This is a genomic window from Kluyvera sp., from assembly GCF_047971185.1.
Classification (GTDB): Bacteria; Pseudomonadota; Gammaproteobacteria; order Enterobacterales; family Enterobacteriaceae; genus Kluyvera.
Map to the genome: position 1 here is coordinate 19637 of NZ_JBKDZH010000013.1, position 24256 is coordinate 43892.

Here is a 24256-nt window from a genome sequence, read left to right on the forward strand (position 1 = left end):
AGTTCCATTAGTTATAAATACATTAACTTTCTTTGAAATAATTATCTAACGCTGTTATTAATAGACCTTTGTAATTCTTAATAGCTTCCCTCTCTGTATGAAAATCGTTAGCGCAAAACGAATGGGGTTGCGCTTCGTTAATTAACGCACTTCCTAATGTTCGGTAATTATCAGTGGCTGCATTTGACCTAATATTAAAATAATAGCAAATATCCCTCGCAGGAACAGCCTGACCTTTTATATATGCTAACCATGGAACAAGAAATGTAGCAAGATTCAGATCATTATTTGTCCTGAATCGATTATCTAAAAACTTAATAATTTCATCGGCATAATATTCCCAAGCCATACAAAATATAGTTTTCCTTAAAGGTATGTATGTATGAACGAAGGGACCACCAATCGAAACATCATAATCAGAATTAAGCAGAGCTCGGGAACTTATCGATGCAGAAAGCGTCGGTGTATCAACACCTCTTTTTTTAAGCTCATTCAAATCTTTTGCGGATAAAAAAATCGAGGCAATCCCATTACTCCTGAAAAAATGAGATGCCATAAGTGGCCTAGCGACAAAAACATCATCATTAAAATATATAAAATGTTCTGACAAATCTCTAATGTTATGTAGATGAGCCTCAATAACATGTGAATTAAACGTAGGGAGAAATGTATTATCAATAATATCCTGATGATCGACAACTTTAATTTTACTTGATAAGAAAAGAACATCAGGAACCTGATTGTCAGTTACAATAAAAATATTCCTAACCCAGGGCATGTTGATAAGGACACTCTTAATTGAATAATAAATTTCATTGTGATTATCAAAGCGAGCCTTATCAGTTGCATGTCGTCCTACTTCAACTGAATTGTTTAAATTAAAATTGTTAAATTTTTCTTGCCATTTTTTATCATTATTGTCTACCCATGTATATACAACATCAATTGGGAATTCTGTAGGGAGTTTATTTTCAAGGAACATATCATGCTTAATAAGAACCTTTTCATCATAAAGCGGACATGCTATTTCATTTCTGATTATAGGATATTTTTTATTCAAATAATCACGAAAAAAAAGGCCGGGGGTTTTTATAAGCTTTATTATTTTTCTCATCATGACACCTTCATCATATTTAATACGAACAATTTGACATAACTAAGCTATACCAAACTCTTCGAACCTATATTTTTTTATAGCATCGATGACAGTATCAAAATAAGTTATTCTATTCTGACGATCCAGAAATAATGCAACATCACAATGTTCAACCAAAGAATGAAAACTGTGTGACACCATTAATATATTGGATTCATTCCCCCTGCTTTTAAAAAGCTCAGCGCACTTTTGTTTAAATCTCGCATCTCCTACAGCAGTAACTTCATCAACTAAATAATAGTCAAATTTAAAAGCCATACTTAAACCGAAGCCGAGTCTTGAGCGCATACCTGAAGAATACGTATTTATTGGCATATCAAAGTACTTACCTAATTCTGAGAATTGTTCCACGAAATCAATCACCTCAGATACATTCTCATTCTTAGCATAGACCCTGGCTACAAATTTAACATTATCACGCCCAGAAAGACTTCCCTGGAATCCTCCCGATAAGCCAACTGGCCAGGATATTCTTTTACTAGTAACAATCCGGCCTTGATCTGGTTTGTCTATACCACCAATAATTCTTAGTAACGTCGACTTGCCGGCTCCATTCCTACCGACCAATGCCACACTTTTATTTTCAGGCAACTCTAAGTTTACATCTTTGAATACGTACTTCCGGCCATAAGGAGTTTTGTAACTCTTGGTTAACCCTTCAATTCTTATCATGATGTTAGCATTGCCTCTTCCTGAGTTTTATACAACGCAATACCTATAACAAATATAAGTAAAGAACTAAATGCCAGATACCCCATACTGACACCATCACTTGAGTATCCAGCAACAACGGAATCCCTGCTTATCTCAACTGCATGTACTATAGGATTTATAAGAATATATTTCCTGTAATCTTCCGGAATCGAGTGCAGAGGAAACATAATACATGAAATAAAGTAAAGTGGTTTGAGCATAATAGGTAAGAATTTTTCCGTTTCTTTGATTGTTTTACCTATAACCATAAAAATAGTACCGATGCCACATGCAAAAATAATAAGAAAGAACCACGCCATGACAAGATTTATTAACTGATTAACTGCATACTCTTCACCGAGCAAACCAACCATCGCCATCAAAATGATATAGACTGATGCATAAATAAAACTTTCAAGTATTGCTCGTGCAAAGATCGTATCTATCGGTTTAACGGGTTTATAATTAAATAATCCAGCATTTGCATCAATGGCTTTTATTGATCTATTACTTATATTTGTAAAAATGAAGTATGGTATTAACCCATTCAATATAAAAACTGGAAATGATATATCTGGCATTGTCTTTTTCATTATATAGCCAAATATTGTTAATAAAATAACAAGATGAGATGCAGGCTCCAGGATTGCCCAAAGGTAACCTAAACGATATTTTCCGAAACGAGTTCTAATCTCCCGCATAAATAGGGCTTTGATAACGGCTTTTTGAACCTCAAACCCACTTCTTGTCATTATACAAATTGATGGTTTTAATCTTGACATGCTACCGCCCGTGGCTTACAGCTACCAATGCGCTAAAAGATGTTGGAATTATATTGTTTGGAAATGTTAAACCGGTGAGATACAAATATATTAAATACTTGCATTATATATTTCAGCTATTGAAGAGACCCGAAATATCACTCCATTGAACATTTCAGAAGGCATGAGTGCCCTGCTGTATTGTACTCAATATCAAATTATTTCGTAGCCCATGTGATTTAATTAAATTAAAATTACATTTTAAAATAAATCACATTTGATAGGATTTTACTAGGATGGATAAATTATAAAAATATTTAGCACCTAATCATTTACTTAAAACATCTAAGTAATGAATACGCAATGAATTAAATATAGTAATAAAAGATATAATTCAAATTAAAGCATAGACATTGATATTACATATAAAGGGCTTTTCTTTGAAAAGCCCTTCTCCGGTCAGTCCCCCATCAGCTCCCTGACCAACTCTACGCATCGCAGGAACCGTGAGTCGTAGTCCGCTTCCTCAACGTGCACAAACTCAATATTGTTCTTCTCAAGCAGCGTGACCAGCAGCGTCTGGAACTCTTTACGGTCAACCGAGCTTCCCAGGCTGCGCAGGCCGTCCGCAACCCACGGCGTGTTGTTCTCCAGCAGAATCACCAGGTCAAAGCGATATTCATCAATCAGCGCCTGCACAAACGGGTGCTCACGCCCTTCATACTTCTTACAGAAAGCCTGAGTGCTGACAAAGTCAGTATCAATAAAGGCCACCTTGTTAGCGTATTTCACCGCGAAATCGATGTACTGCGCGTGGCCGAGAGCAATTTTGTCGTAGTCGGAATATTGCAGCGCCATCTCATCGCCGCCCAGATGTGAGAAGACGTAATCGCGGCCATATTCCCACGCACTGGTAGTGTTGAAGATATTGGCCAGCTTGTTCACCAGCGTCGATTTACCGCTGGACTCACCGCCAAGAATCGCCACCGTACGCACGAAGAACGGCTTCACTTCCGTGGGAATATAATCCCAGTAGCGGAACGGGTTTTCGCGGATCTGCGCGCCGCTGATGTTCATAAACGTACGCTTCGGGTCGACCAGCACCGTTTCAATGCCCAGATGCTCCAGATACTGCGGCGCGTCCGACTCTTCGGAGGTGTAGATCCAGTTAGGCTGTATCCCCTTCTCTTCCATAAAGGTCTTCATCCCCGCGCTCCACACGTCCCAGCCGTGCGGGTAAGGCTCCATGCCCTCTTCATTGAAAGCATGAATGCGGATGTTCTTCTGGTATTTAAAGGTCTGTAGCAGCCAGCGCAGGCGGTCTGAGACGGTCGGCTGCTGCGACATCGCGCTATCCTCAAACAGCGCGCGGTCACGCGTGTCGTCATAGCCCATAATGATGTGCAGCTCGTCCACCTGGCTACAGGCGCGCTGAATCAGATAAATATGGCCGGTGTGCAGCGGATAAAATTTACCGAAGACTACGCCGATATTCTTCTGCTGGCGCGGAAACTCAAGGCCAAGAAAACGGTGCAGCGCCTCCAGTTTTTGTGCGCTGGGGCTTTTAATTTTGGCGTTCAGAAGCTGGCTTAAATAGCCCTTGGTCATGCCGCTAGCGTCTGCGACCTGCTGCAACGTACAGCCTTTCTGACGGATTGCGGTTTTGAGATAGTCGAACGACGACACAAGAGCCTCCTGCTGAATGGGGGTAAATCATCTACCCATTATACAAAAAACCCGGATGCACTCACGGTACTATCCGGGGAAAGAAGCCGGCATGGCCGGGATAGACATTATAGATCGTCAAAAACGTTTAGCGCGTCAGAGAGCTTTTTCACCCCAAAGACCTTCATCCCTTCCGGCACTTTTTTCGGCACGTTGGCGGCCGGGACGATAGCCCGACGGAAGCCGTGCTTCGCCGCTTCTGAAATACGCTCCTGCCCGCTAGGCACCGGACGAATTTCACCGGCCAGGCCCACTTCGCCAAACACCACCAGATCCTGCGGTAACGGACGGTCGCGCAGGCTGGAGACCATCGCCAGCAGCAGCGCAAGGTCGGCGCTGGTTTCGGTCACCTTCACGCCGCCGACGACGTTGACAAACACATCCTGATCCGCCATCTGTAGACCGCCGTGGCGGTGCAGAACGGCAAGCAGAATCGCCAGGCGGTTCTGCTCCAGGCCAACGGCCACGCGCCGCGGGTTGCCCATCATGGAGTGATCCACCAGCGCCTGAATCTCCACCAGCAGCGGCCGCGTGCCTTCCCACACCACCATCACCGAGCTACCGGACGTCACTTCGTCGCCGCGGCTCAGGAAAATAGCGGAAGGGTTGCTGACTTCGCGCAGCCCCTGCTCGGTCATGGCGAACACGCCCAGCTCATTCACCGCGCCGAAGCGGTTTTTATGGCTGCGCAGCGTACGAAAACGCGAGTCGGCATCGCCATCAAGCAGCACCGAACAGTCGATACAGTGTTCCAGCACCTTTGGCCCCGCCAGCGAGCCGTCTTTGGTGACGTGGCCGACCATCACAATCGCCACGCCGCGCGTTTTGGCAAAGCGCGTCAGATAGGCTGCGGTTTCGCGCACCTGCGCCACGCTGCCCGGCGACGACTGGATATCCGCCATGTGCATCACCTGGATGGAGTCGATCACCATCAGCTTCGGCTGCTCTTCATCCGCAATCTGGCAAATCTGCTCGATGCTGGTTTCAGAGAGCATATTCAGGTTGGCGGTCGGCAGACCGAGACGGTGCGCGCGCATGGCCACCTGCTGTAGCGACTCTTCACCGGTGACGTACAGCGTTTTCATTTGCTCGGCCAGCTTGCACAGCGTTTGCAGCAGCAGCGTCGATTTCCCCGCCCCCGGGTTACCGCCAATCAGGATCGCGCTGCCCGGCACCACGCCGCCGCCCAGCACCCGGTCGAACTCTTTAAAGCCGGTCGAGAAGCGCGGCAGCTCTTCCAGGCTGATATCCGACAGTTTCTGCACCTTCGCCACGCCAGCGTTACCGGCGTAGCCGCTCAGGCGCTCATTACGCGCGACCGTGGGGGAAGCCGCTACGCGCACCTCGGTGATGGTATTCCACGCGTGACAGGCGCTGCATTGCCCCTGCCAGCGCGGGTAGTCCGCACCGCACTCATTACAAACAAATGCGCGTTTAGGAGCTTTCGCCACGTTAACCTCTTTATTTCTGATTCATGCTGCCGGAGAGGATGCAGAACACCCCCATCAAATCGGCATGACGGATAGTGACTTCCGTCTGTTCATTCACTTTCGGTTTGGCATGATACGCAATCCCCAGACCGGCTTTTTTGATCATCGGCAGGTCATTGGCGCCGTCGCCGATAGCCACGGTTTGCGCATGCGGAATTTCATATTTTTCAGCCAGCTGCAGCAGCGTTTTCGCTTTGTACTGCGCGTCGACGATGTCGCCAACCACTTCACCGGTCAGCTTGCCATCGCGGATCCCCAGCTCGTTCGCCACCGCCGCGGTCAGGCGCAGCTTGTCGCGCAGGTATTCCGCAAAGAAGGTGAAGCCGCCGGAGGCGATCGCCACCTTCCAGCCCAGCGTTTCCAGCTTCAGCACCAGCTGGGTTAGCCCCGGCATCAGCGGCAGCGTTTCGCGCACCTGGCGCAGAATATCGGCATCCGCGTCCTTCAACGTAGCGACGCGCTGGCGCAGGCTGGCGCTAAAGTCCAGTTCGCCGCGCATCGCGCGCTCGGTCACTTCAGACACCAGTTCGCCGGTGCCCGCCAGTTTGGCGATTTCATCAATGCACTCAATCTGAATAGCCGTGGAGTCCATGTCCATCACCAGCAGCCCCGGCGTGCGCAGGTGCGGAATTTTCCCCAGCGGCGCGACGTCCAGCCCGGCATCGTGCGCCAGACGCGTCGCCCGCGGCGTTAACGAACCCGCCAGACGAATGACCTGATAGTCTTCCACGCACCAGGCCGCCACAATCACCATGGCCGCCCCCAGCTTGCGCTGATAGGTTGTGACACGTTCTTTATTCAGGCCGCGTCCATACAGCAGCCAGCCGCTACGGCCGGCGTGGTAATCCAGCGGCATCACTTCATCGCCGCTGAGCGAAAGCGGCAACCCAGGCCACAAGGAGACATCTTCAGGCAGGTCGCACCAGGTCAAACTGTTTGGCATTACAGCTCCAATCTTCTTTATTAAGCCCAGGAAAATAACGCATGAGGCTACCCTGTAACCAACGCTTCTGGCAACATTAAGTCGTAAATTTTCAAAGGTGGAATATGGTTCGCGCAAAACTGAAATTTCGACTGCATCGCACGGTGATTGTGCTGATCTGTCTCGCACTGCTCGTCGCGCTGATGCAGGGGGCCTCCTGGTTCAGCCAGCAAAGCCAGAAACAACGCAATCCTCAGCTTGAAGATCTCGCGAGAACGCTGGCGTATCAGGTCTCGCTCAATCTCGCGCCGATGATGAGAGCCGAAACGCCGGACGAGAAAAAGATCGGTCAGTTGCTGAAGCAGCTCACCGCCAAAAGTCGCATTCTGGACGCGGGCGTCTACGATGAGCAGGGCAGCCTGATCGCCCGTGCCGGTGAGCAGGGCAGCCTGATCGCCCGTGCCGGTGAGCAGGTTGAGCTGCGTGACCGTCTGGCGCTGGACGGTAAAAAGGCCGGTAGCTACTTCAACCAGCAGATTGTTGAACCTATTCAGGGGAAAAATGGCCCGCTCGGCTATGTGCGCCTGACCCTCGACACGCACACCATCGCCACCGAATCCCGTCAGGTGGATAACACCACCAATATTTTACGCCTGATGCTGCTGCTGTCGCTGGCCATTGGCGTGGTGCTGGCCCGCACGCTGCTGCGCGGTAAACGCACCCGCTGGCAGCAGTCGCCGTTCCTGCTCACCGCGAACAAACCGGTGCAAGACGAAGATAAAGATTAATCAGAAAAGGAAATCGCCATGACAACGCTGCGCCTGCTGCTTTCGGACTCCCACGACCCGTGGTTTAACCTCGCCGTTGAGGAGTGTATTTTTCGCCAGATGCCCGCCACCCAGCGGGTACTGTTCCTGTGGCGCAACGCGGACACGGTGGTCATTGGCCGCGCGCAAAACCCGTGGAAAGAGTGCAATACCCGGCGCATGGAAGAAGATAACGTCCGCCTGGCCCGTCGCAGCAGCGGCGGCGGCGCGGTGTTCCACGATCTGGGCAACACCTGCTTTACCTTTATGGCGGGGAAACCGGAATACGATAAAACGATCTCTACCGCTATCGTGCTTGAGGCGCTCAATTCACTGGGTATTTCGGCCGAGGCCTCCGGGCGTAACGATCTGATCGTTAAAACCGACGAAGGCGATCGTAAAGTCTCCGGCTCGGCCTATCGCGAAACCAAAGATCGCGGATTCCACCACGGCACGCTGCTGCTGAACGCCGATCTCAGCCGTCTGGCGAACTATCTGAATCCGGATAAGAAAAAGCTCCAGGCAAAAGGCATCACCTCCGTGCGCGGGCGCGTAGCCAACCTCGTCGAGCTGCTGCCGGATATCACCCACGAACAGATTTGCGAAGCCGTCACCGAGGCGTTTTTCCGCCACTACGGTGAGCGCGTCGATGCGGAAATTATTTCGCCGGATAAAGCGCCGGATCTGCCCAATTTCGCCGAAACCTTTGCCCGTCAAAGCAGCTGGGAGTGGAATTTCGGTCAGGCTCCTGCATTCAGCCATCTGCTGGATGAGCGCTTTACCTGGGGCGGTGTAGAGCTGCATTTCGACGTCGAAAAAGGCGTGATTACCCGCGCACAGGTGTTTACCGACAGCCTTAACCCCACGCCGCTGGAAGCGCTGGCCGAGCGACTGCACGGCTGTCAGTACCGGGCGGACGTGCTGGAGCAGACCTGCGAATCGCTAGTTGCTGAGTTTCCGGAACAGGAGAATGAGCTGCGGGAGCTGGCGAATTGGGTAGCAGGAGCGGTACGCTAAGAGAATTGCCGGATGGCGGCTACGCCTTATCCGGCCTACAGAAAGCACCCAATGTAGGTCGGATAAGCGAAGCGCCATCCGGCATTACCGCCGCTCACCAGCGTCAAGAGTCCTCACATCCCCCGCCCAATTAAGCGGGTAAACCCCATTGCGAACATCGCGATGAAAGGTCGAAAACGGCCAATCCTGCACCCGAGTTACCCATCCGTGCTTCACGGGGTTAATGTAGATGTAATTTTTATGGCGGCGATAATCTTCATCATCGCGAATCGCGTGCTCCCAGAATCGTGGCTGCCACACTTCATGGCGCATTATCGATTTGGTAAACAACTTTTTAAGCTCCCGCCAGCGAGATGAAAAATCACAGTCGTTCTCAGGAAGCGTCCATATGCAATGCAAATGCTCAGGCAGCACGACAAAAGCATCGATGTGAAAAGGCTTCGTATTTTTCACTCGGCGAATAGCAGAGCGTAATTCCGCAATCTGGCGGACAAGTAAATCACTTTTCCGATTTTTCAGATTAACCGTGAAAAACCAGGTTCCACCGTTGATGTAATAACGACGATAGTTCGACATTTTGTTCATTTCTTAAACAAAATCCAAACATAACTGGTTAATAGCAAAAGGCAATGCGGAGAGGGGAATTTGGGAATGAGGCTCGCAGTATAGATAGCAGATTGCCGGATGGCGGCTACGCCTCATCCGGCCTACAACAGATCGTCGGTCCGGTAACAATCGCAAGCTGTTGTAGGCCCGGTAAGCAAAGCGCCACCGGGCACAACACGGTCTTATTCTTTATCGCCCAGCAGCACAGATTCCAGCGCGATTTTGATCATATCGTTGAAGGTCGTCTGACGCTCAGCGGCAGTCGTCTGCTCGTGGGTACGGATATGGTCGGACACGGTGCAGATAGTCAGCGCTTTGGCACCAAACTCCGCCGCCACGCCGTAGATGCCCGCCGCTTCCATTTCCACGCCCAGGATGCCGTATTTTTCCATCACGTCGAACATTTCACCGTCCGGGGAGTAGAACAGGTCGGCGGAGAACAGGTTGCCCACGCGCGCGTCTACGCCCAGCGCTTTGGCCGCGTCAACGGCGTTACGCACCATGTCGAAATCGGCAATGGCAGAGAAATCATGGTCTTTGAAACGAATACGGTTCACTTTGGAGTCGGTGCAGGCACCCATGCCGATAACCACGTCACGCAGTTTCACATCAGCACGTACCGCGCCGCAGGAGCCGACGCGAATGATTTTCTTCACGCCGAAATCGGTGATCAGCTCTTTGGTGTAGATGGAGCAGGACGGGATGCCCATACCGTGGCCCATCACGGACATTTTGCGGCGTTTATTGGTGCCGGTGAAACCTAACATGCCGCGAACGTTGTTCACTTCACGGACATCTTCGAGGAAAGTCTCAGCAATGTGCTTAGCGCGCAGCGGGTCGCCCGGCATCAGCACAACATCAGCGAAATCGCCCATTTCAGCGTTAATATGTGGGGTAGCCATCGTAATATCCTTTATTTTTTAAATAGACGAAGGGCGGGAAATCCTCCCGCCCAAATACTCACAGCATGTTTTTGCCGTATTCCATTGGCGACGTACCAAAGTAGGTCGCCAGCGTCTGGCCGATATCCGCGAAGGTTTCACGGTGGCCCAGCGAGCCCGGTTTGACTTTCGGGCCGTAAACCAGCACCGGAATGTGCTCACGGGTATGGTCGGTACCGCTCCAGCTCGGGTCGCAGCCATGGTCGGCGGTAAGGATCAGAATATCATCTTCACCCACTAGCTCCATCAGCTCCGGCAGACGGCGGTCGAACAGTTCCAGACCGGCGGCATAGCCGGCGATATCGCGGCGGTGGCCCCAGGAAGAGTCGAAGTCCACGAAGTTAGTGAAGACAATGGTCTCATCACCCGCTTCTTTCATCTCTTTGATGGTGGCGTCGAACAGCGCGGCCAGGCCGGTGGCTTTCACTTTTTTGGTGATGCCGCAGTTAGCGTAGATATCCGCGATTTTACCGACGGAAACCACGTGGCCGTTTTTCTCGTCCACCAGCTTCTGCAACACGGTCGGCGCTGGCGGCTCAACGGCCAGGTCGTGACGGTTGCCGGTACGCTGGAAGTTACCGGCTTTGTCGCCGACGAACGGACGCGCGATGACGCGGCCAATGGTGTAGCCGCCTTCGGTCCGCTCTTCACGGGCGATTTCGCACAGCTCGTAGAGTTGATCCAGGCCAAAAGTCTCTTCGTGGCAGGCAATCTGGAACACGGAGTCGGCAGAGGTGTAGAAAATCGGCTTGCCGGTTTTCATATGCTCTTCGCCGAGCTGATCCAGAATCACCGTACCGGAAGAGTGGCAGTTACCGAGGTAGCCCGGCAGGTTGGCACGCTTAACCAGTTTATCCAGTAGTTCCTGCGGGAAGCTGTTTTCGTGGTCGCTGAAATAGCCCCAGTCAAACAGTACCGGCACGCCGGCGATTTCCCAGTGGCCTGACGGCGTATCTTTACCGGAAGAGAGCTCATGCGCCCAGGCGTATGCGCCAACCACTTCCGCGTTGCCGTCCATACCGGCGGCAATTTTACCGGTAGAGCCTTCATGCGCTTTCACCAGGCCCAGGCGGGTCAGGTTCGGTAAGTTCAGCGGGCCCTTACGGCCGTGGTCAGCCTCGCCTTTGGCGCAGGCTTCAGCAATGTGTCCCATGGTATCCGCGCCAACGTCGCCAAAGCGGTCAGCGTCTTCCGTTGCACCAATCCCAAAGGAGTCCAGCACCATAATAAATGCACGTTTCATCTTGTTCTCCATACATCTTGCGCTGCAAAAAAGCGATCAGATCAGTATATCGCTATTCAGTGATACGACGATAGACTGTCGGTGTAATTTCTGGGGCTTTATCGTCCAGTTTAATTGCCGCTTTGACGGCTTTCGCCGCTTCCTGCCAGCTTGATTCATCTTTCGCGTGAATCACCACCAGCGGGCGCTGCCCGTCGATGCTGTCGCCCAGACGGGCCATGTCGGTAAAGCCGACGCTGTAATCAATGGTGTCCGATGCCTGACGACGGCCGCCGCCCATCGACACGACCGCCATCCCCAGCGCGCGGGTATCCATCGCGCTGACGAAGCCTTCAGTATCAGCATAGACAGCTTTGCTGAGCATCGCGGTCGGCAGATATTTGGCATAGTTTTCCACGAAATCGGTCGGGCCTTTCTGCGCCGCGACCATGCGGCCAAAGATCTCCGCCGCTTTGCCGTTATCCAGCACCACCTGCAGTTTAGCGCGCGCCTCGGCGTCGTCTTTCGCCAGCTTGCCGGAGATCAGCATCTCCACGCACAACGCCATGGTGACGTCGAACAGACGCGGGTTGCGATATTCGCCGGTCAGGAACTGCACGGCTTCACGTACTTCCACCGCGTTACCGGCGCTGGAGGCCAGCACCTGGTTCATGTCGGTCAGCAGCGCGGTGGTTTTCACGCCCGCGCCGTTGGAAACGCCAACGATCGCTTCCGCCAGCGCCGCAGAGAGTTCGTAGGTCGGCATAAACGCGCCGCAGCCTACCTTCACATCCATCACCAGCGCATCCAGGCCCTCCGCCAGCTTTTTGGCGAGAATAGAGGCGGTGATCAGCGGGATGGAGTCCACCGTCGCGGTAATGTCGCGGGTGGCATAAAAACGTTTGTCCGCCGGTGCGAGCGAGCTGGTCTGCCCAATAATCGCCACACCCACGTCTTTAATAATTTCGCGGAAGCGATTGTCGTCCGGGAAGATGTCGAAGCCCGGAATGGCTTCCAGTTTGTCGAGCGTACCGCCGGTATGGCCGAGGCCGCGCCCGGAGATCATCGGAATGTAGCCGCCGCAGGCCGCCACCATCGGGCCAAGCATCAGCGAGGTCACGTCGCCCACGCCGCCGGTAGAGTGCTTATCGACGATCGGGCCGTTGAGGTTGAGGCTCTTCCAGTCGAGGACGGTGCCTGAATCCCGCATCGCCATGGTCAGCGAGACACGCTCCGGCATGCTCATATCATGGAAGAAAATGGTCATCGCCAGCGCGGCAATCTGCCCTTCAGAGATAGTGTTGTCGCGAATTCCGTTGATAAAGAAACGAATTTCTTCATCACTCAGCGCCAGGCCATCACGTTTTTTGCGAATAATTTCTTGAGCGAGAAACAAGGTACCCTCCTGATGAATCAGGTTAAATGCAGCGAGCTTGCGCCCGCGCTACGTTCCTGTAGCCCGGCCAAGCGTAGCGCCGCCGGGGAGATCCCGGAGTCGGCGCGCATGCGCCTCGTCCGGGCTACGATAATGCATTAATAGCTGCTTGCGCTCTTACCGTCGCCGTGGCCCAGCGCCTTCAGCAGGCTGGCCAGCAGAGAGGAAGCGCCGAAGCGGTAGTGACGGGAATCAGCCCAGTCGGCGCCGAACAGTTCATCAGCGATAGACAGGAACAGCTGCGCGTCTTCGGCGCTGCGCACGCCGCCCGCCGGCTTGAAGCCCACGGTTTTTTCCACGCCCATATCACGGATCACTTCCATCATGATGCGCGCGCTTTCCGGGGTGGCATTCACCGGTACTTTACCGGTAGAGGTTTTAATGAAATCCGCACCGGCCTTGATGGAGATTTCAGACGCTTTACGAATCAGCGCTTCTTCTTTCAGTTCGCCGGTTTCGATGATCACTTTCAGCAGCACGTTAGCCGCCGCACAGGCGTCTTTACAGGCTTTCACCAGATCGAAACCAACCTGCTCATTACCGGCGATCAGCGCGCGGTACGGGAATACGACGTCCACTTCGTCAGCGCCGTAGGCAATCGCCGCACGGGTTTCCGCCAGCGCGATATCGATATCGTCGTTACCGTGCGGGAAGTTGGTGACGGTAGCGATGCGGATGTCAGGCGTGCCCTGCTCTTTCAGCGTTTTACGCGCAATCGGGATGAAACGCGGATAGATGCAGACAGCGGCAGTGTTGCCCACCGGGGTTTTCGCCTGATGGCACAGGGCGATCACTTTCGCATCGGTGTCATCTTCGTTCAGGGTGGTTAAGTCCATCAGTTGCAGTGCACGCAGGCTGCTTGCCTTTAAATCAGTCATTTTGCTCTCCAACGGCGCATTGCCGTTTAAATCGTTACCTTGCGGGTCTGTGATTATTGTAACACCGCCCCGCGCTCACACTTCGACTTTCATCACACTTAGTGAAAACTTCGTACAAATTTGCATAACAACAACGGGATCTTCATCAAATTTTTCCTTCAAAGAAGATCCATAAAGCGCCACTTCGACCGCTCGGATCAAAAGATCCGCTCAGCGTTTCTCATACACTTCGCGCATCGCTCGTCTGAGGAACTGAACATGCCTACTTCGCAAGATTCATCACTGCTGCAACACTGCCAGCAAATTGTGACAAGCTCCGTGTTATCCCCCGAACAAAAACGCCATTTTCTGGCCTTAGAAGCCGAAAACGCCCTGCCGTACCCTGAGTTATCAGAGGAGGCGCAAGCCGCGCTGGCCGAGGGCGTTATCTGCGATATGTTCGAAGGGCACGCGCCGTACAAGCCGCGCTATGTCCTGCCAGACTACGAACGTTTTCTCGCTAACGGCTCTGAGTGGCTGGAGCTGGAAGGCGCGCAGGATCTGGACGACGCGCTGTCGCTGCTGACCATCCTGTACCACCACGTGCCCTCCGTCACGGCGATGCCGGTCTATCTGGGTCATCTTGATGCGCTGCTGTCACCATATGTTAGAATTCTAACACAAGATGAAATCGATATTCGAATAAAACGTTTCTGGCGCTATCTCGATCGCACGCTGCCGGATGCCTTCACCCACGTCAATATCGGCCCGCACGACACGCCGGTGACCCGCGCTATTTTACGCGCCGACGCCGAATTAAAGCAGATCGCACCGAATCTGACCTTTATCTACGATCAGCAAATCACGCCTGACGATCTGCTGTTACAGGTGGCACAGAATATTTGCGAGTGCAGCAAACCGCATATCGCCAACGGCCCGGTAAATGATAAAATTTTCACAAAAGGCCAGTATGGCATCGTAAGTTGCTACAACTCTCTGCCGGTTGCCGGCGGCGGCAGCACGCTGGTGCGCATGAATTTGCAGCAGGTGGCCCAGCGCAGCGACTCTATTGATGATTTCTTCAGCCGCGTCCTGCCACGCTACTGCCAACTGCAAATCGATATCATCGATGCCCGCTGCCGCTTCCTGTACGAACAGTCTCACTTCTTTGAGAATAGCTTCCTGGTCAGCGAAGGGCTGATTAGCCCGGACCGTTTTTTGCCGATGTTCGGGATCTACTCGCTGGCGGAAGCGGTCAATATCCTTTGTGAACGCGACGGCATTGCCGGGCGTTACGGCAAAGATGAGCAGGCCAATCAGCTTGCCTGGCGCATCAGCGCCGCGCTGGCCGAGTTTGTCGCGCAAACGCCGGTGCAGTACGGCTGGCAGCAGCGCGCGCTGCTGCACGCGCAGTCGGGCATCAGCTCCGATACCGGCACCACTCCGGGCGCGCGTCTGCCGTACGGCGACGAGCCGGACCCCATCAGCCATCTGTTAACCGTTGCGCCGCACCACGCCTATTACGCCGCCGGGATCAGCGACATCCTGACGCTCGATGAGACGGTGAAACGTAACCCGCAGGCGGTGATGCAGCTGTGCCTCGGCGCGTTCAAGGTCGGGATGCGCGAATTCAGCGCCAACGTCAGCGGTAACGATCTGGTGCGCGTTACCGGCTATATGGTGCGCCTGTCGGATCTGGAAAAATATCGCGCGGTAGGCTCACGCACCAATACCACCTGGCTCGGTGAAGAAGCCGCGCGTAATACCCGTATTCTGGAACGTCAACCTCGTGTCGTGAGCCATGAACAGCAGATGCGCTTTAGTCAGTAAGATTATCCCGTTCTCCTGCGTCGACGGGCCGGGCAGCCGCCTGGCCCTGTTCCTGCAGGGCTGCAACCTGCGCTGTAAAAACTGCCACAATCCGTGGACCATGGGGCGCTGCAACGACTGCGGCGAATGCGTGCCGCAGTGCCCGCATCAGGCGCTCAGCCTTGAAGGCGGCCGCGTGGTGTGGCAGGCCGATGTTTGCCAGCAGTGCGATACCTGTCTGCACCTGTGTCCGCAGCAGGCCACGCCGATGGCGCAGTCGATGAGCGTCGAGCAGGTGATTGCCCACATCCGCAAGGTGGCGCCGTTTATTGAAGGCATCACCGTTAGCGGCGGTGAAGCGACTACCCAACTGCCTTTCGTGTGCGAGCTGTTTATGCAGATGCAGGCCACGCCGGGGCTAGAGCACCTGACCCGGCTGGTCGACAGCAACGGCGAGCTATCCATCAGCGGCTGGGAACGGCTACGCCCGCTGTGCGACGGCGTCATGGTCGATTTAAAAGCATGGGATGATGCTTGCCATCGGGCGCTGACCGGCCGAAGCAACGTGCGGATTAAGCACAGCATCCAATGGCTGGCGGCGCACGGTATGCTGGCGGAACTGCGGCTGTTGGCGATCCCCGAGCAGACGGACTATCAACAAGAAGCGGCGGCGCTATGCGCCTTTATCGCCGGGCTGGGAGACGTGGCCGTTCGTCTGAACGCCTTTCATGCGCATGGGGTTTATGGTGAGGCAAAAACGTGGCGTAGCGCCGGGCCGCAGGATATTGAAGCCTTAAGCCAGGCGCTACGGGCCGGAGGAATAACGCGAATTATTCCCCCGGCGCTGTACTTATAGGGCGAGGAACACGCCGGCAATCGTGGCGCTCATCAGGTTAGAGAGCGTCCCGGCAGCCACCGCTTTCAGGCCGAGCTGAGCGATTTCCTGGCGACGATTTGGCGCCATACCGCCCAGACCGCCGATCAGAATTGCGATCGACGAGAGGTTAGCAAAGCCGCACAGCGCGAAGGAGATAATCGCCTTGGTGTGGCTGGAAATCACCTGCAGCCCTGCCGCCGCCACTTCCGCATCCGCCTTCAGATATTCACCAAAGTTCATGTAGGCCACGAATTCGTTGATGATTAGCTTCTGGCCGATAAACGAGCCGGCTACCGTTGCTTCGCTCCACGGTACGCCAATCACCCACGCCAGCGGTGAGAACACCCAGCCGAGGATCAGCTGCAGCGACAGCTCCGGATAGTTGAACCAGCCGCCCACGCCGGACAGAATGCCGTTCAGCAGCGCAATCAGCGCGATAAACGCCAGCAGCATCGCGCCCACGTTCAGCGCCAGCTGCATACCGGAGGCCGCGCCCGATGCCGCAGCATCCAGCACGTTCGCCGGCGCTTCCGGATCTTTGGTGTCTTTTTCCAGCGTCGGCGAGTCGTGCGGCGTTTCCGTTTCCGGCACGATGATTTTCGCGAACAGCAAGCCGCCCGGCGCCGCCATGAACGACGCGGCAATCAGGTATTCCAGCGGCACGCCCATCTGCGCATAGCCCGCCAGCACCGAACCGGCTACCGATGCCAGGCCGCCGCACATCACGGCGAACAGCTCAGAACGCGTCATCGTGGCAATGTACGGACGCACCACCAGCGGTGCTTCGGTCTGACCGACGAAGATGTTAGCGGTCGCAGAAAGCGATTCGGTACGCGAGGTTTTGAGCACCTTACGCAGACCGCCCCCGAGAATACGAATGACAAACTGCATAATGCCGAGATAGTAAAGAACGGCAATCAGCGAGGAGAAGAAGACGATAACCGGCAGAACGCGCAGCGCAAAGACGAAGCCGCCGCCGCCGAACACTTCGAACATCTTATCGGAGACCAGGCCGCCGAACAGGAAGCCGATCCCTTCGTTGCCGTATGCGATAACGTTAGCCACGCCTTCAGACATTGCCAACAGTACCGTGCGCCCGGCAGGAACATAGAGGATTAATGCACCGATACCCACCTGCAAAAGCCAGGCGCCCAGCACGGTGCGGAGATTAATTGCTTTACGGTTACTCGATAGAAGTAAGGCAATGGCGAGCAGCACCACCATGCCGATAAGTCCCATGAGGATTTGCATACAGAGTCCCTGTGTATTGAAAAATATAAATAGTGCGGCAAACCAGCGGGGCCGATTATAACGTTCCGTAATTATCTTTTTTGTTCTAAATCACAAGTTTTACGAAACGGTAACAGACGAAAAACTGATAATGAGATCTAAGTCACCCTACAAGCCGGGAAAGAGCGCGCGGGTATTCTGGTGAATGGCGTGGGCTATCTGCTCCGGTGACTCCGGGCGCAGCGAACACAGGTGGGTGAACACCTCGGCAATGCGCTCAGGGCGATTGGGCTGCCCCTGATAGCCATTGAGCGGCATGTCCGGCGCGTCAGTTTCCAGCACCAGCGCCGACAGCGGCAGCCGCGCCATGACATCGCGCGTCTTGCTGGCTCGCGGGTATGAAATCGTACCGCCGACGCCAATCTTATAGCCTAACTGCACAAAGCGCTCCGCCTGCTGCAGGCTGCCGGCAAAGCCGTGCACCACGCCGGTTCTCGGCAGGCAGTGCCGTTTCAGATGCAGCGCCAGCTTATCGTGCGTACGTCGCGAATGGAGGATCACCGGCAGATCGTAACGTTTGGCCAGCCGCAGCTGCGCGTCCAGCAGGTACTCCTGACGCTCAAACAGCGGGTTCTCCCGGTAGAGATCGAGGCCAATCTCCCCCACCGCAACCAATTTGGGCGGCTTGCGCGCGAGTTCAGCCTCCAGCTGCGCCAGGCTGTCATCGGTATGGCGCTCCACCACAATCGGATGCAGCCCAATCGCGGCATACAGCGCTGGAAACCGTTCGGCCAGCGCCAGCACGCGGGAAAAATTGTCAGCTTCGGTGGAGGGGATAATGATTTTGTCGATTCCGGCCGCCGCCGCCCGTTGAATACTGGCCGCTTCATCACCGGTAAACGGCGGAAAATCAAAATGGCAATGGGTATCAATGAAGCTGCCGTTCACGCCAGATCCTTATCATTAAACAGCGTATCGTTGACCGGCGGCGCGGCGTTCATCGCCGCCGCAGGGATATCGTTGGCAGCCGGTTGCGCGGGAATAACGCCCGCGTCGAGCGAGAGATGGCGGGCGATCGGCGGCTTTTCCGCTAACAGTTTGCCAATAGTCGCCAGAAAATAGCGGCCGCACAGGCGCCCTGTTTTGTAATCCTGCCGCAGCGCCGGAATGCGGCTGCCCAGCGCCATGCTCAGCAACGGTTTCGGCGGGTAAATTTCAAAAATACGCAGATTCCCCGGCGGGTTCTCAATGAACTTCTGAATTTCGGAATAGCTGGTTTCATGATGCTGCACCAGATTCACCAGCGGCTGCAGGCTGCTTTCCCCCAGCCAGCGCTCCATGCGCTTAAACCATTGCGGCGTGTAATACATTTGCGACGGCACGGTACGGATCACCACCAGCGTTTTTGCCCCCTGCTTTGCCGCCTCGCGAACCGGGATCGCATCGCTCACGCCGCCATCAAGGTAGCTGATGCCATCCAGCGCGACGCCGGGGCGATAAAAGCCCGGAATGGCGCTGGACGCGCGAATAATATCGAGCCAGTTCTGTCGGGTGGGTGAGAAGTAGCTGGGCGTATAGTCATCGCTGCGGCAGGCACAGATATAAAAGGATTTCCCCCGCTCAAACAGGCGCTCGGCCGTGTCCATTGCGAGCGGCATTTGCCCTGCGGTAGAGCCGACCAGCCAGTCGAGATCGATCAGATTGCCGCCGCGGACAAAACGTACCGGGTCGAAAAACTCCCGCCGGGTGGTATAGCGCATAATGACTTTGCGCCCGTACCCCGGCTGGTTACACAGATAGGCGGAAATATTTTGCGCCCCCGCCGAGCTACCATAGTAGAGATCGAAGGGGTTGAACTGTGCCCGCATAAACTCGTCAAGCACCCCGGCCGTGAAGATACCGCGCTGCCCCCCCCCCTCGCAGACCAGCGCCATGCGACCAGGAGTGAAACGTCTTAGTGATAATGGCGCAATATTGCCAAGCGTGACGGGTATACGCTGCCCCACCTCTGCCTACCTGTTTTGTTATTCCTCAGACTGACAAAGTAGCCTAAATTCACGTCGGCTAAAACTAATAAAGCCAGTCCTCTGGACTGGCTTTGCGTGCATGCTACTTTGCGCGTGGTGCTCTAGGGCCGTTTACGCCCGGTAAACAGGCTCACCAGGAAGATGATAATCCCCACAACGAACACGACTTTCGCTGCCCATGCAGCCGTACCTGCCAGTCCACCAAATCCTAATGCGGCGGCAATTAACGCGATAACCAGAAATATAATGCCCCAACGTAACATAAGCTTCTCCTTTACCATAGTTAATGTCGACCGCTTGCTATGAGCGTCCAGGCCACTCATCGGTACTTTTTTTAGTGTGGTGCACATTTTGTCTCCTGCCAAATATCAGGAGACAAAATGACCACTTATTACTGCGTTTTCAGATCGTTTTTGACGCTTTTCACGCCGTCAACCGCTTTGGCGATGCTTTCAGCACGATCGCTTTGCGCCTGAGATTCCACGGTACCCGACAGCTGTACAACGCCATCAGTTGTCTCAACTTTTACGTTGCGCGACGGTACGATGTCATCAGCCAGCAGCTTCGCTTTCACTTCGCTGGTGGTTGCCGCATCGCCGGCATAGCCTTTCATCGAACTTTCTTTGCTGTCACGGACGTGAAGCTTGTCGCTGACAGAGGTGACGCCCTCAACCTTTTTCGCCGCCGCGACGGCCGCTTCGGCCTGCGCCTGGCTTTGTACAAAGCCGCTCAGCGTCACCACTTTTTTGTCGGTTTTCACCGAGATATCGGTGCTCTTGATGCTGTCGTTATCCAGCAGGGCAGCTTTAACTTTTGCCGTGATGGTGCTGTCATCCATAAAGTTACCCACTTTATTCCCTGTATTTTCCGCACTCGCCTGCGCCTTATCCATCGTAGACGTTTCAGCGTAGACGGAACCGGTGGCGACAGCAGAAGTCAGCATCACGGCAAGCAGCGTTTTAGAGATCGTCAGTTTTTTCATCGTCAATATATTCCTGTATGTTTTGCCCGCAATTTGAGCATGTGCAACACGCAGGTTGCATTGCTGAATAGGGAACGAAGCCCCTGACCACGTAATATCACGGTTACCCTCAACACAGCGGGATCATCAATCACCGTGAAATGGCGTCCTTATCCAGTTATTAATATTGCGATATGAATAAGTATCAGCTTTAAGCACTATCAAGCGAGTGACCATCAGAATTTAAAGCCGACACAAATGTCATCGCTTTGTTAAATATAGATCACAATTTTGATATCGCCCGCTTCGTTGCGCAAAAAATAGACAGTTAGTGGAAAAAGGGGAGGAATTAAGAACTTTCCTTAACCGGCTAAAAAGGAAGGAAAAGTGTCAGGGCGCGGCGGGAGCCGTGCCCTGGAGGGAATATTAGTGCTCGCGAGTTTTGCGGAACTCAACGTCAGGATAACGTTCCTGAGTCAGGTTCAGGTTCACCATCGTTGGGGCGATATAGGTCAGGTTATCGCCGCCGTCCAGCGCCAGCTGCACTTCGTTTTTACGCTTAAACTCTTCGAATTTCTTCACGTCTTTGCCTTCCACCCAGCGGGCGGTGGCGACGTTCACCGATTCGTAAATCGCTTCAACGTTGTATTCGCTTTTCAGACGCGCAACCACCACGTCGAACTGCAGCACGCCGACGGCGCCAACGATCAGGTCGTTGTTGGCGATCGGACGGAACACCTGCACCGCGCCCTCTTCCGACAGCTGTACCAGCCCTTTCAGCAGTTGCTTCTGCTTCAGCGGATCTTTCAGGCGAATACGACGGAACAGTTCCGGCGCGAAGTTCGGGATACCGGTGAACTTCATCATTTCGCCCTGCGTAAAGGTATCGCCAATCTGGATAGTGCCGTGGTTGTGCAGACCGATGATGTCGCCCGGATAGGCTTCTTCCACGTGCGAACGGTCACCGGCCATAAAGGTCAGCGCGTCGGAGATGACCACGTCTTTACCAATACGCACCTGGCGCAGCTTCATGCCCTTTTCATATTTCCCCGACACCACGCGCATAAACGCTACGCGGTCGCGGTGTTTCGGGTCCATGTTGGCCTGAATTTTAAACACGAAGCCGGAGAATTTTTCATCCTGCGCTTCCACCAGACGGGTGTCGGTTTTACGCGGCATCGGCGCTGGCGCCCACTCCACTAAACCGTCGAGCATATGGTCAACGCCGAAGTTACCCAGCGCGGTACCGAAGAAGACCGGGGTGATTTCGCCCGCGAGGAACAGCTCTTTATCGAACTCGTTCGACGCGCCCTGCACCAGCTCCAGCTCGTCGCGCAGCTGTTGGGCCAACTCTTCACCCACCGCCGCGTCCAGCTCAGGGCTGTTCAGCCCTTTAACAATGCGCACTTCCTGGATGGTGTGGCCCTGGCCGGTCTGATACAGATAGGTTTCATCTTTGTAGAGATGGTAAACGCCCTTGAACAGCTTGCCGCAGCCAATTGGCCAGGTGATCGGCGCGCAACCGATTTTCAGCTCGCGCTCGACTTCATCCAGCACTTCCATCGGATCGCGGATGTCGCGGTCGAGTTTGTTCATAAAGGTCAGGATCGGCGTATCGCGCAGACGGGTAACTTCCATCAGCTTGCGGGTACGATCCTCAACGCCTTTTGCGGCATCAATAACCATCAGACAGCAGTCCACCGCCGTCAGCGTACGGTAGGTATCCTCGGAGAAGTCTTCGTGCCCCGGGGTGTCCAGCAGGTTCACCAGGCTATCGCGGTACGGGAACTGCATCACCGACGTGGTAATGGAGATACCACGCTGCTTTTCCATCTCCATCCAGTCGGATTTCGCATGCTGGCTGGAGCCACGGCCTTTTACCGTACCGGCGGTCTGAATAGCCTGTCCGAATAACAGGACCTTTTCAGTGATCGTCGTTTTACCGGCATCCGGGTGAGAAATAATGGCAAAAGTGCGGCGCTTGGCCACCTCCTGCAAAAAAGGAGACAACGTCATAATTCAATCTTCTTAGTAAACGCGACGACGCGCCGCGCATGTTGAATACGAAAAAATTGCGGCTATTTTACCCATCAAAGGGGGGCTGGCAATCACTGTTTACACAGGAGTCGCTCCAGTTCAGGCAGTGAGGTCACCGTCCAGTCAGGCGTAATGCCTTCCGGCAGCGCGCGCTGGTGCGCATTCAGCCAGCAGGTTGCCAGACCGGCGTTCATCCCGCCGCGAATATCAGACTCGGCGGTATCGCCGACCATCAGCACGCGGGAACGGTCCGGATTACCGGCCTGTTCAAGGGCGTAATCAAAGATTCGGCGATCCGGTTTTGCGACGCCGACTTCTTCAGAAATCACAAGCAGATCAAAGTGATCGCGCAGGCCAGTGCGCTCCAGACGAATTTGCTGCAGCGAGGTAAAACCGTTGGTGATGATGCCCATCTTCACCTTGCCTTTCAGCGCGTTCAGCAGCGACACGGCACCCGGCAGCGGCGCGCAGATTTCGGCCATCGCGTTCATAAAGGCGTCGTTCAGATCGCCCGGATGAACGTTCAGACGCTCCGCCCAGCTGGTAAAACGCTGATGCTGGAGCTGAAGCGAGGTGATCGTACCGTTCTGGTAATCAACCCACAGCGGCTTGTTCACCGCCTGGTAGTCCTGAAAATCTTCCGCGGTAAAGGTCACGCTGTAGTCGAGAAACATCCGCTGTAAGCCGCTAAACGAGTCAAACGTAAACAGCGTCTCGTCGGCATCGAAGAAAATCCAGTCCCACTTCATCATCTTTTCACCTTGTCTTACATACTGATGGGCAGCGCCATAATAATGGCATCCTCACGGCCTTCCGCCGTGGGGTAATAGTTGCGGCGAATGGTCGCCTCATTGAAGCCTAAGCTCTCATACAGGGCGATGGCCGCGTGATTCGACGCGCGCACTTCCAGCCATAGCGTCACCACACCCTGCGCTTCCAGCGCATCAATGAGATGTTCAAGCAGCTCGCGCCCCAGGCCGCGGCGCTGATACGCCGGGTCAACCGCAATATTGAACAGCGTGGCTTCATCCAGCACCACCTGGGTGATGGCGAAGGCCGCCATTTCACCGTCGACCGACATCTGGAAGTTCAGATAGCGCTCGCCCTGGTTGCTGGCGAAGGTTTTTTCACTCCAGGGAAACGCATGGGCGCGCGTTTCGATTTGAAAGGCGCGGGGTAAATCAGTCGAGCTGAGGGTAGAAATCGTGTTCATGGGCGCAAATTTGTTGCCAAAGCGCGGCGCGCGCGCTGGCTTGCAGTTCATTAAACGGCGGCGTGGAAATCACCGCCCCTTCCAGCATGACGGGCGCATCGTTACCGAGCCGCCAGCAGTGGCAGCGGCTCTGCTGTGGCAGCATCGCCACGCGGTCGGGCGTCAGCGGTAAAACCTGGTCCGGCGTCAGGCGCAGCGCGCGAAGAATATCGCCCATCAGCGGTTCCGTCAGCGCGGGTAGATCCTCGCCGACAATCACTAAACGAACGTGCTGCGGAAGCGTAATCGCAATTTCACCCTGCAGCGCCCCAGGGCGACGTAGTGACCACTGAGTAATACCCAACTGTTGTAATTGCCAGTCCCGCCGGGATGTCATGTGCAACGCTCCTGTCTATCAAGGGCGCAAATATAGCAAATTCATCGAAACTGCGCCAATTACACTCTATCTACACAAAATCATTCGAGTTGCAT

The 24256-nt window shown here is 54.0% G+C and carries 24 protein-coding genes; 4 read left to right on the forward strand and 20 right to left on the reverse strand.

Features of this window, described 5'->3' with window-relative positions; translation table 11 throughout:
- Positions 1 to 22: 22 nt before the first annotated feature.
- From ACK5JN_RS02325 to serB, 6 genes are all read right to left on the reverse strand, one after another.
- Positions 23 to 1114, reverse strand: coding sequence for a stealth family protein (locus ACK5JN_RS02325; RefSeq protein WP_416868714.1), 1092 nt, complete (start codon positions 1112 to 1114; stop codon positions 23 to 25).
- Between the two features lie 42 nt (positions 1115 to 1156).
- Positions 1157 to 1828 (reverse strand): ABC transporter ATP-binding protein, encoded by a 672-nt coding sequence (locus ACK5JN_RS02330; protein WP_416868675.1) that lies wholly within the window; start codon positions 1826 to 1828, stop codon positions 1157 to 1159.
- Positions 1825 to 2601 carry an ABC transporter permease gene (locus tag ACK5JN_RS02335; RefSeq protein ID WP_416868715.1) on the reverse strand — a complete coding sequence of 259 codons (777 nt, stop codon included), beginning with the start codon at positions 2599 to 2601 and terminating at the stop codon, positions 1825 to 1827. The genes ACK5JN_RS02330 and ACK5JN_RS02335 overlap by 4 nt, the downstream gene beginning before the upstream one ends.
- Positions 2602 to 3069: 468 nt before the next feature.
- Positions 3070 to 4296, reverse strand: a complete 1227-nt coding sequence (gene nadR / locus ACK5JN_RS02340; protein ID WP_416868676.1) for a multifunctional transcriptional regulator/nicotinamide-nucleotide adenylyltransferase/ribosylnicotinamide kinase NadR — start codon at positions 4294 to 4296, stop codon at positions 3070 to 3072.
- Positions 4297 to 4403: 107 nt separating this feature from the next.
- The gene (gene radA / locus ACK5JN_RS02345; protein ID WP_416868677.1) at positions 4404 to 5786 is read right to left on the reverse strand and encodes a DNA repair protein RadA; all 1383 of its coding nucleotides are present in this window, start codon (positions 5784 to 5786) and stop codon (positions 4404 to 4406) included.
- A gap of 10 nt (positions 5787 to 5796) precedes the next feature.
- Positions 5797 to 6768 carry a phosphoserine phosphatase gene (gene serB / locus ACK5JN_RS02350; RefSeq protein ID WP_416868678.1) on the reverse strand — a complete coding sequence of 324 codons (972 nt, stop codon included), beginning with the start codon at positions 6766 to 6768 and terminating at the stop codon, positions 5797 to 5799.
- 104 nt (positions 6769 to 6872) lie between these two features.
- Between serB and ACK5JN_RS02355 the strand changes: the two genes are divergently transcribed.
- Positions 6873 to 7535 carry a YtjB family periplasmic protein gene (locus ACK5JN_RS02355; RefSeq protein WP_416868679.1) on the forward strand — a complete coding sequence of 221 codons (663 nt, stop codon included), beginning with the start codon at positions 6873 to 6875 and terminating at the stop codon, positions 7533 to 7535.
- Positions 7536 to 7553: 18 nt separating this feature from the next.
- Positions 7554 to 8570, forward strand: a complete 1017-nt coding sequence (gene lplA, locus ACK5JN_RS02360) for a lipoate--protein ligase LplA (protein ID WP_416868680.1) — start codon at positions 7554 to 7556, stop codon at positions 8568 to 8570.
- Positions 8571 to 8654: 84 nt separating this feature from the next.
- Here lplA and ACK5JN_RS02365 read toward each other — a convergent pair whose 3' ends face one another.
- The 5 genes from ACK5JN_RS02365 to deoC all read right to left on the reverse strand — a co-directional run bounded on the left by ACK5JN_RS02365 (position 8655) and on the right by deoC (position 13652).
- Positions 8655 to 9146 carry an REP-associated tyrosine transposase gene (locus ACK5JN_RS02365; RefSeq protein WP_416868681.1) on the reverse strand — a complete coding sequence of 164 codons (492 nt, stop codon included), beginning with the start codon at positions 9144 to 9146 and terminating at the stop codon, positions 8655 to 8657.
- Positions 9147 to 9358: 212 nt separating this feature from the next.
- Positions 9359 to 10078 (reverse strand): purine-nucleoside phosphorylase, encoded by a 720-nt coding sequence (gene deoD / locus ACK5JN_RS02370; RefSeq protein WP_416868682.1) that lies wholly within the window; start codon positions 10076 to 10078, stop codon positions 9359 to 9361.
- 58 nt (positions 10079 to 10136) lie between these two features.
- On the reverse strand, positions 10137 to 11360 hold the full coding sequence (gene deoB / locus ACK5JN_RS02375) for a phosphopentomutase (protein WP_416868683.1): 1224 nt from the start codon (positions 11358 to 11360) through the stop codon (positions 10137 to 10139).
- A gap of 52 nt (positions 11361 to 11412) precedes the next feature.
- Positions 11413 to 12735, reverse strand: a complete 1323-nt coding sequence (deoA, locus tag ACK5JN_RS02380; RefSeq protein WP_416868684.1) for a thymidine phosphorylase — start codon at positions 12733 to 12735, stop codon at positions 11413 to 11415.
- A 137-nt stretch (positions 12736 to 12872) separates the two neighbouring features.
- Positions 12873 to 13652, reverse strand: a complete 780-nt coding sequence (deoC, locus tag ACK5JN_RS02385; protein ID WP_416868685.1) for a deoxyribose-phosphate aldolase — start codon at positions 13650 to 13652, stop codon at positions 12873 to 12875.
- A 258-nt stretch (positions 13653 to 13910) separates the two neighbouring features.
- On the opposite strand from deoC, the gene ACK5JN_RS02390 reads away from it, so the two are divergent.
- Together ACK5JN_RS02390 and ACK5JN_RS02395 are read left to right on the forward strand one after the other, a co-directional pair.
- Positions 13911 to 15461 (forward strand): YjjI family glycine radical enzyme, encoded by a 1551-nt coding sequence (locus ACK5JN_RS02390; protein ID WP_416868686.1) that lies wholly within the window; start codon positions 13911 to 13913, stop codon positions 15459 to 15461.
- Positions 15433 to 16296, forward strand: a complete 864-nt coding sequence (locus ACK5JN_RS02395; RefSeq protein WP_416868687.1) for a YjjW family glycine radical enzyme activase — start codon at positions 15433 to 15435, stop codon at positions 16294 to 16296. The genes ACK5JN_RS02390 and ACK5JN_RS02395 overlap by 29 nt, the downstream gene beginning before the upstream one ends.
- Here ACK5JN_RS02395 and ACK5JN_RS02400 read toward each other — a convergent pair.
- From ACK5JN_RS02400 to ACK5JN_RS02440, 9 genes are all read right to left on the reverse strand, one after another.
- The gene (locus ACK5JN_RS02400; RefSeq protein WP_416868688.1) at positions 16291 to 17568 is read right to left on the reverse strand and encodes a NupC/NupG family nucleoside CNT transporter; all 1278 of its coding nucleotides are present in this window, start codon (positions 17566 to 17568) and stop codon (positions 16291 to 16293) included. The two genes, ACK5JN_RS02395 and ACK5JN_RS02400, sit on opposite strands and share 6 nt — an antisense overlap.
- A gap of 147 nt (positions 17569 to 17715) precedes the next feature.
- Positions 17716 to 18495 carry a TatD family hydrolase gene (locus ACK5JN_RS02405; RefSeq protein WP_416868689.1) on the reverse strand — a complete coding sequence of 260 codons (780 nt, stop codon included), beginning with the start codon at positions 18493 to 18495 and terminating at the stop codon, positions 17716 to 17718.
- A complete protein-coding gene (locus tag ACK5JN_RS02410; RefSeq protein ID WP_416868690.1) occupies positions 18492 to 19553 on the reverse strand; it encodes a patatin-like phospholipase family protein in 1062 nt (353 codons plus the stop codon). Before ACK5JN_RS02410 ends, ACK5JN_RS02405 begins: the two co-directional genes overlap by 4 nt.
- A 122-nt stretch (positions 19554 to 19675) precedes the next feature.
- Positions 19676 to 19837, reverse strand: coding sequence for a DUF1328 domain-containing protein (locus tag ACK5JN_RS02415; protein WP_416868691.1), 162 nt, complete (start codon positions 19835 to 19837; stop codon positions 19676 to 19678).
- 128 nt (positions 19838 to 19965) lie between these two features.
- Positions 19966 to 20562 (reverse strand): molecular chaperone OsmY, encoded by a 597-nt coding sequence (gene osmY / locus ACK5JN_RS02420; RefSeq protein WP_416868692.1) that lies wholly within the window; start codon positions 20560 to 20562, stop codon positions 19966 to 19968.
- Positions 20563 to 20961: 399 nt separating this feature from the next.
- A complete protein-coding gene (gene prfC, locus ACK5JN_RS02425; protein ID WP_416868693.1) occupies positions 20962 to 22551 on the reverse strand; it encodes a peptide chain release factor 3 in 1590 nt (529 codons plus the stop codon).
- 92 nt (positions 22552 to 22643) lie between these two features.
- Positions 22644 to 23321: a pyrimidine 5'-nucleotidase gene (gene yjjG / locus ACK5JN_RS02430; RefSeq protein WP_416868716.1), complete on the reverse strand. Its 678-nt coding sequence runs from the start codon at positions 23319 to 23321 to the stop codon at positions 22644 to 22646.
- Positions 23322 to 23338: 17 nt separating this feature from the next.
- Entirely contained in the window at positions 23339 to 23785 is a 447-nt protein-coding gene (gene rimI / locus ACK5JN_RS02435; RefSeq protein WP_416868694.1) for a ribosomal protein S18-alanine N-acetyltransferase, read from the reverse strand.
- Positions 23754 to 24161, reverse strand: a complete 408-nt coding sequence (locus ACK5JN_RS02440; protein ID WP_416868695.1) for a DNA polymerase III subunit psi — start codon at positions 24159 to 24161, stop codon at positions 23754 to 23756. The genes rimI and ACK5JN_RS02440 overlap by 32 nt, the downstream gene beginning before the upstream one ends.
- Between the last annotated feature and the right edge of the window lie 95 nt (positions 24162 to 24256).

Excerpts from the sequence above, each read along its gene's own strand:
- ACK5JN_RS02325 (WP_416868714.1), bottom strand. The coding sequence starts at position 1,114 with ATGAGAAAAATAATAAAGCTTATAAAAACCCCCGGCCTTTTTTTTCGT.
- ACK5JN_RS02330 (WP_416868675.1), bottom strand. The coding sequence starts at position 1,828 with ATGATAAGAATTGAAGGGTTAACCAAGAGTTACAAAACTCCTTATGGC.
- ACK5JN_RS02335 (WP_416868715.1), bottom strand. The coding sequence starts at position 2,601 with ATGACAAGAAGTGGGTTTGAGGTTCAAAAAGCCGTTATCAAAGCCCTA.
- serB (WP_416868678.1), bottom strand. The coding sequence starts at position 6,768 with ATGCCAAACAGTTTGACCTGGTGCGACCTGCCTGAAGATGTCTCCTTG.
- ACK5JN_RS02355 (WP_416868679.1), top strand. The coding sequence starts at position 6,873 with ATGGTTCGCGCAAAACTGAAATTTCGACTGCATCGCACGGTGATTGTG.
- lplA (WP_416868680.1), top strand. The coding sequence starts at position 7,554 with ATGACAACGCTGCGCCTGCTGCTTTCGGACTCCCACGACCCGTGGTTT.
- ACK5JN_RS02365 (WP_416868681.1), bottom strand. The coding sequence starts at position 9,146 with ATGTCGAACTATCGTCGTTATTACATCAACGGTGGAACCTGGTTTTTC.
- deoD (WP_416868682.1), bottom strand. The coding sequence starts at position 10,078 with ATGGCTACCCCACATATTAACGCTGAAATGGGCGATTTCGCTGATGTT.
- deoB (WP_416868683.1), bottom strand. The coding sequence starts at position 11,360 with ATGAAACGTGCATTTATTATGGTGCTGGACTCCTTTGGGATTGGTGCA.
- deoC (WP_416868685.1), bottom strand. The coding sequence starts at position 13,652 with ATGACTGATTTAAAGGCAAGCAGCCTGCGTGCACTGCAACTGATGGAC.
- ACK5JN_RS02390 (WP_416868686.1), top strand. The coding sequence starts at position 13,911 with ATGCCTACTTCGCAAGATTCATCACTGCTGCAACACTGCCAGCAAATT.
- ACK5JN_RS02395 (WP_416868687.1), top strand. The coding sequence starts at position 15,433 with ATGAACAGCAGATGCGCTTTAGTCAGTAAGATTATCCCGTTCTCCTGC.
- ACK5JN_RS02400 (WP_416868688.1), bottom strand. The coding sequence starts at position 17,568 with ATGCAAATCCTCATGGGACTTATCGGCATGGTGGTGCTGCTCGCCATT.
- ACK5JN_RS02415 (WP_416868691.1), bottom strand. The coding sequence starts at position 19,837 with ATGTTACGTTGGGGCATTATATTTCTGGTTATCGCGTTAATTGCCGCC.
- prfC (WP_416868693.1), bottom strand. The coding sequence starts at position 22,551 with ATGACGTTGTCTCCTTTTTTGCAGGAGGTGGCCAAGCGCCGCACTTTT.
- yjjG (WP_416868716.1), bottom strand. The coding sequence starts at position 23,321 with ATGAAGTGGGACTGGATTTTCTTCGATGCCGACGAGACGCTGTTTACG.
- rimI (WP_416868694.1), bottom strand. The coding sequence starts at position 23,785 with ATGAACACGATTTCTACCCTCAGCTCGACTGATTTACCCCGCGCCTTT.
- ACK5JN_RS02440 (WP_416868695.1), bottom strand. The coding sequence starts at position 24,161 with ATGACATCCCGGCGGGACTGGCAATTACAACAGTTGGGTATTACTCAG.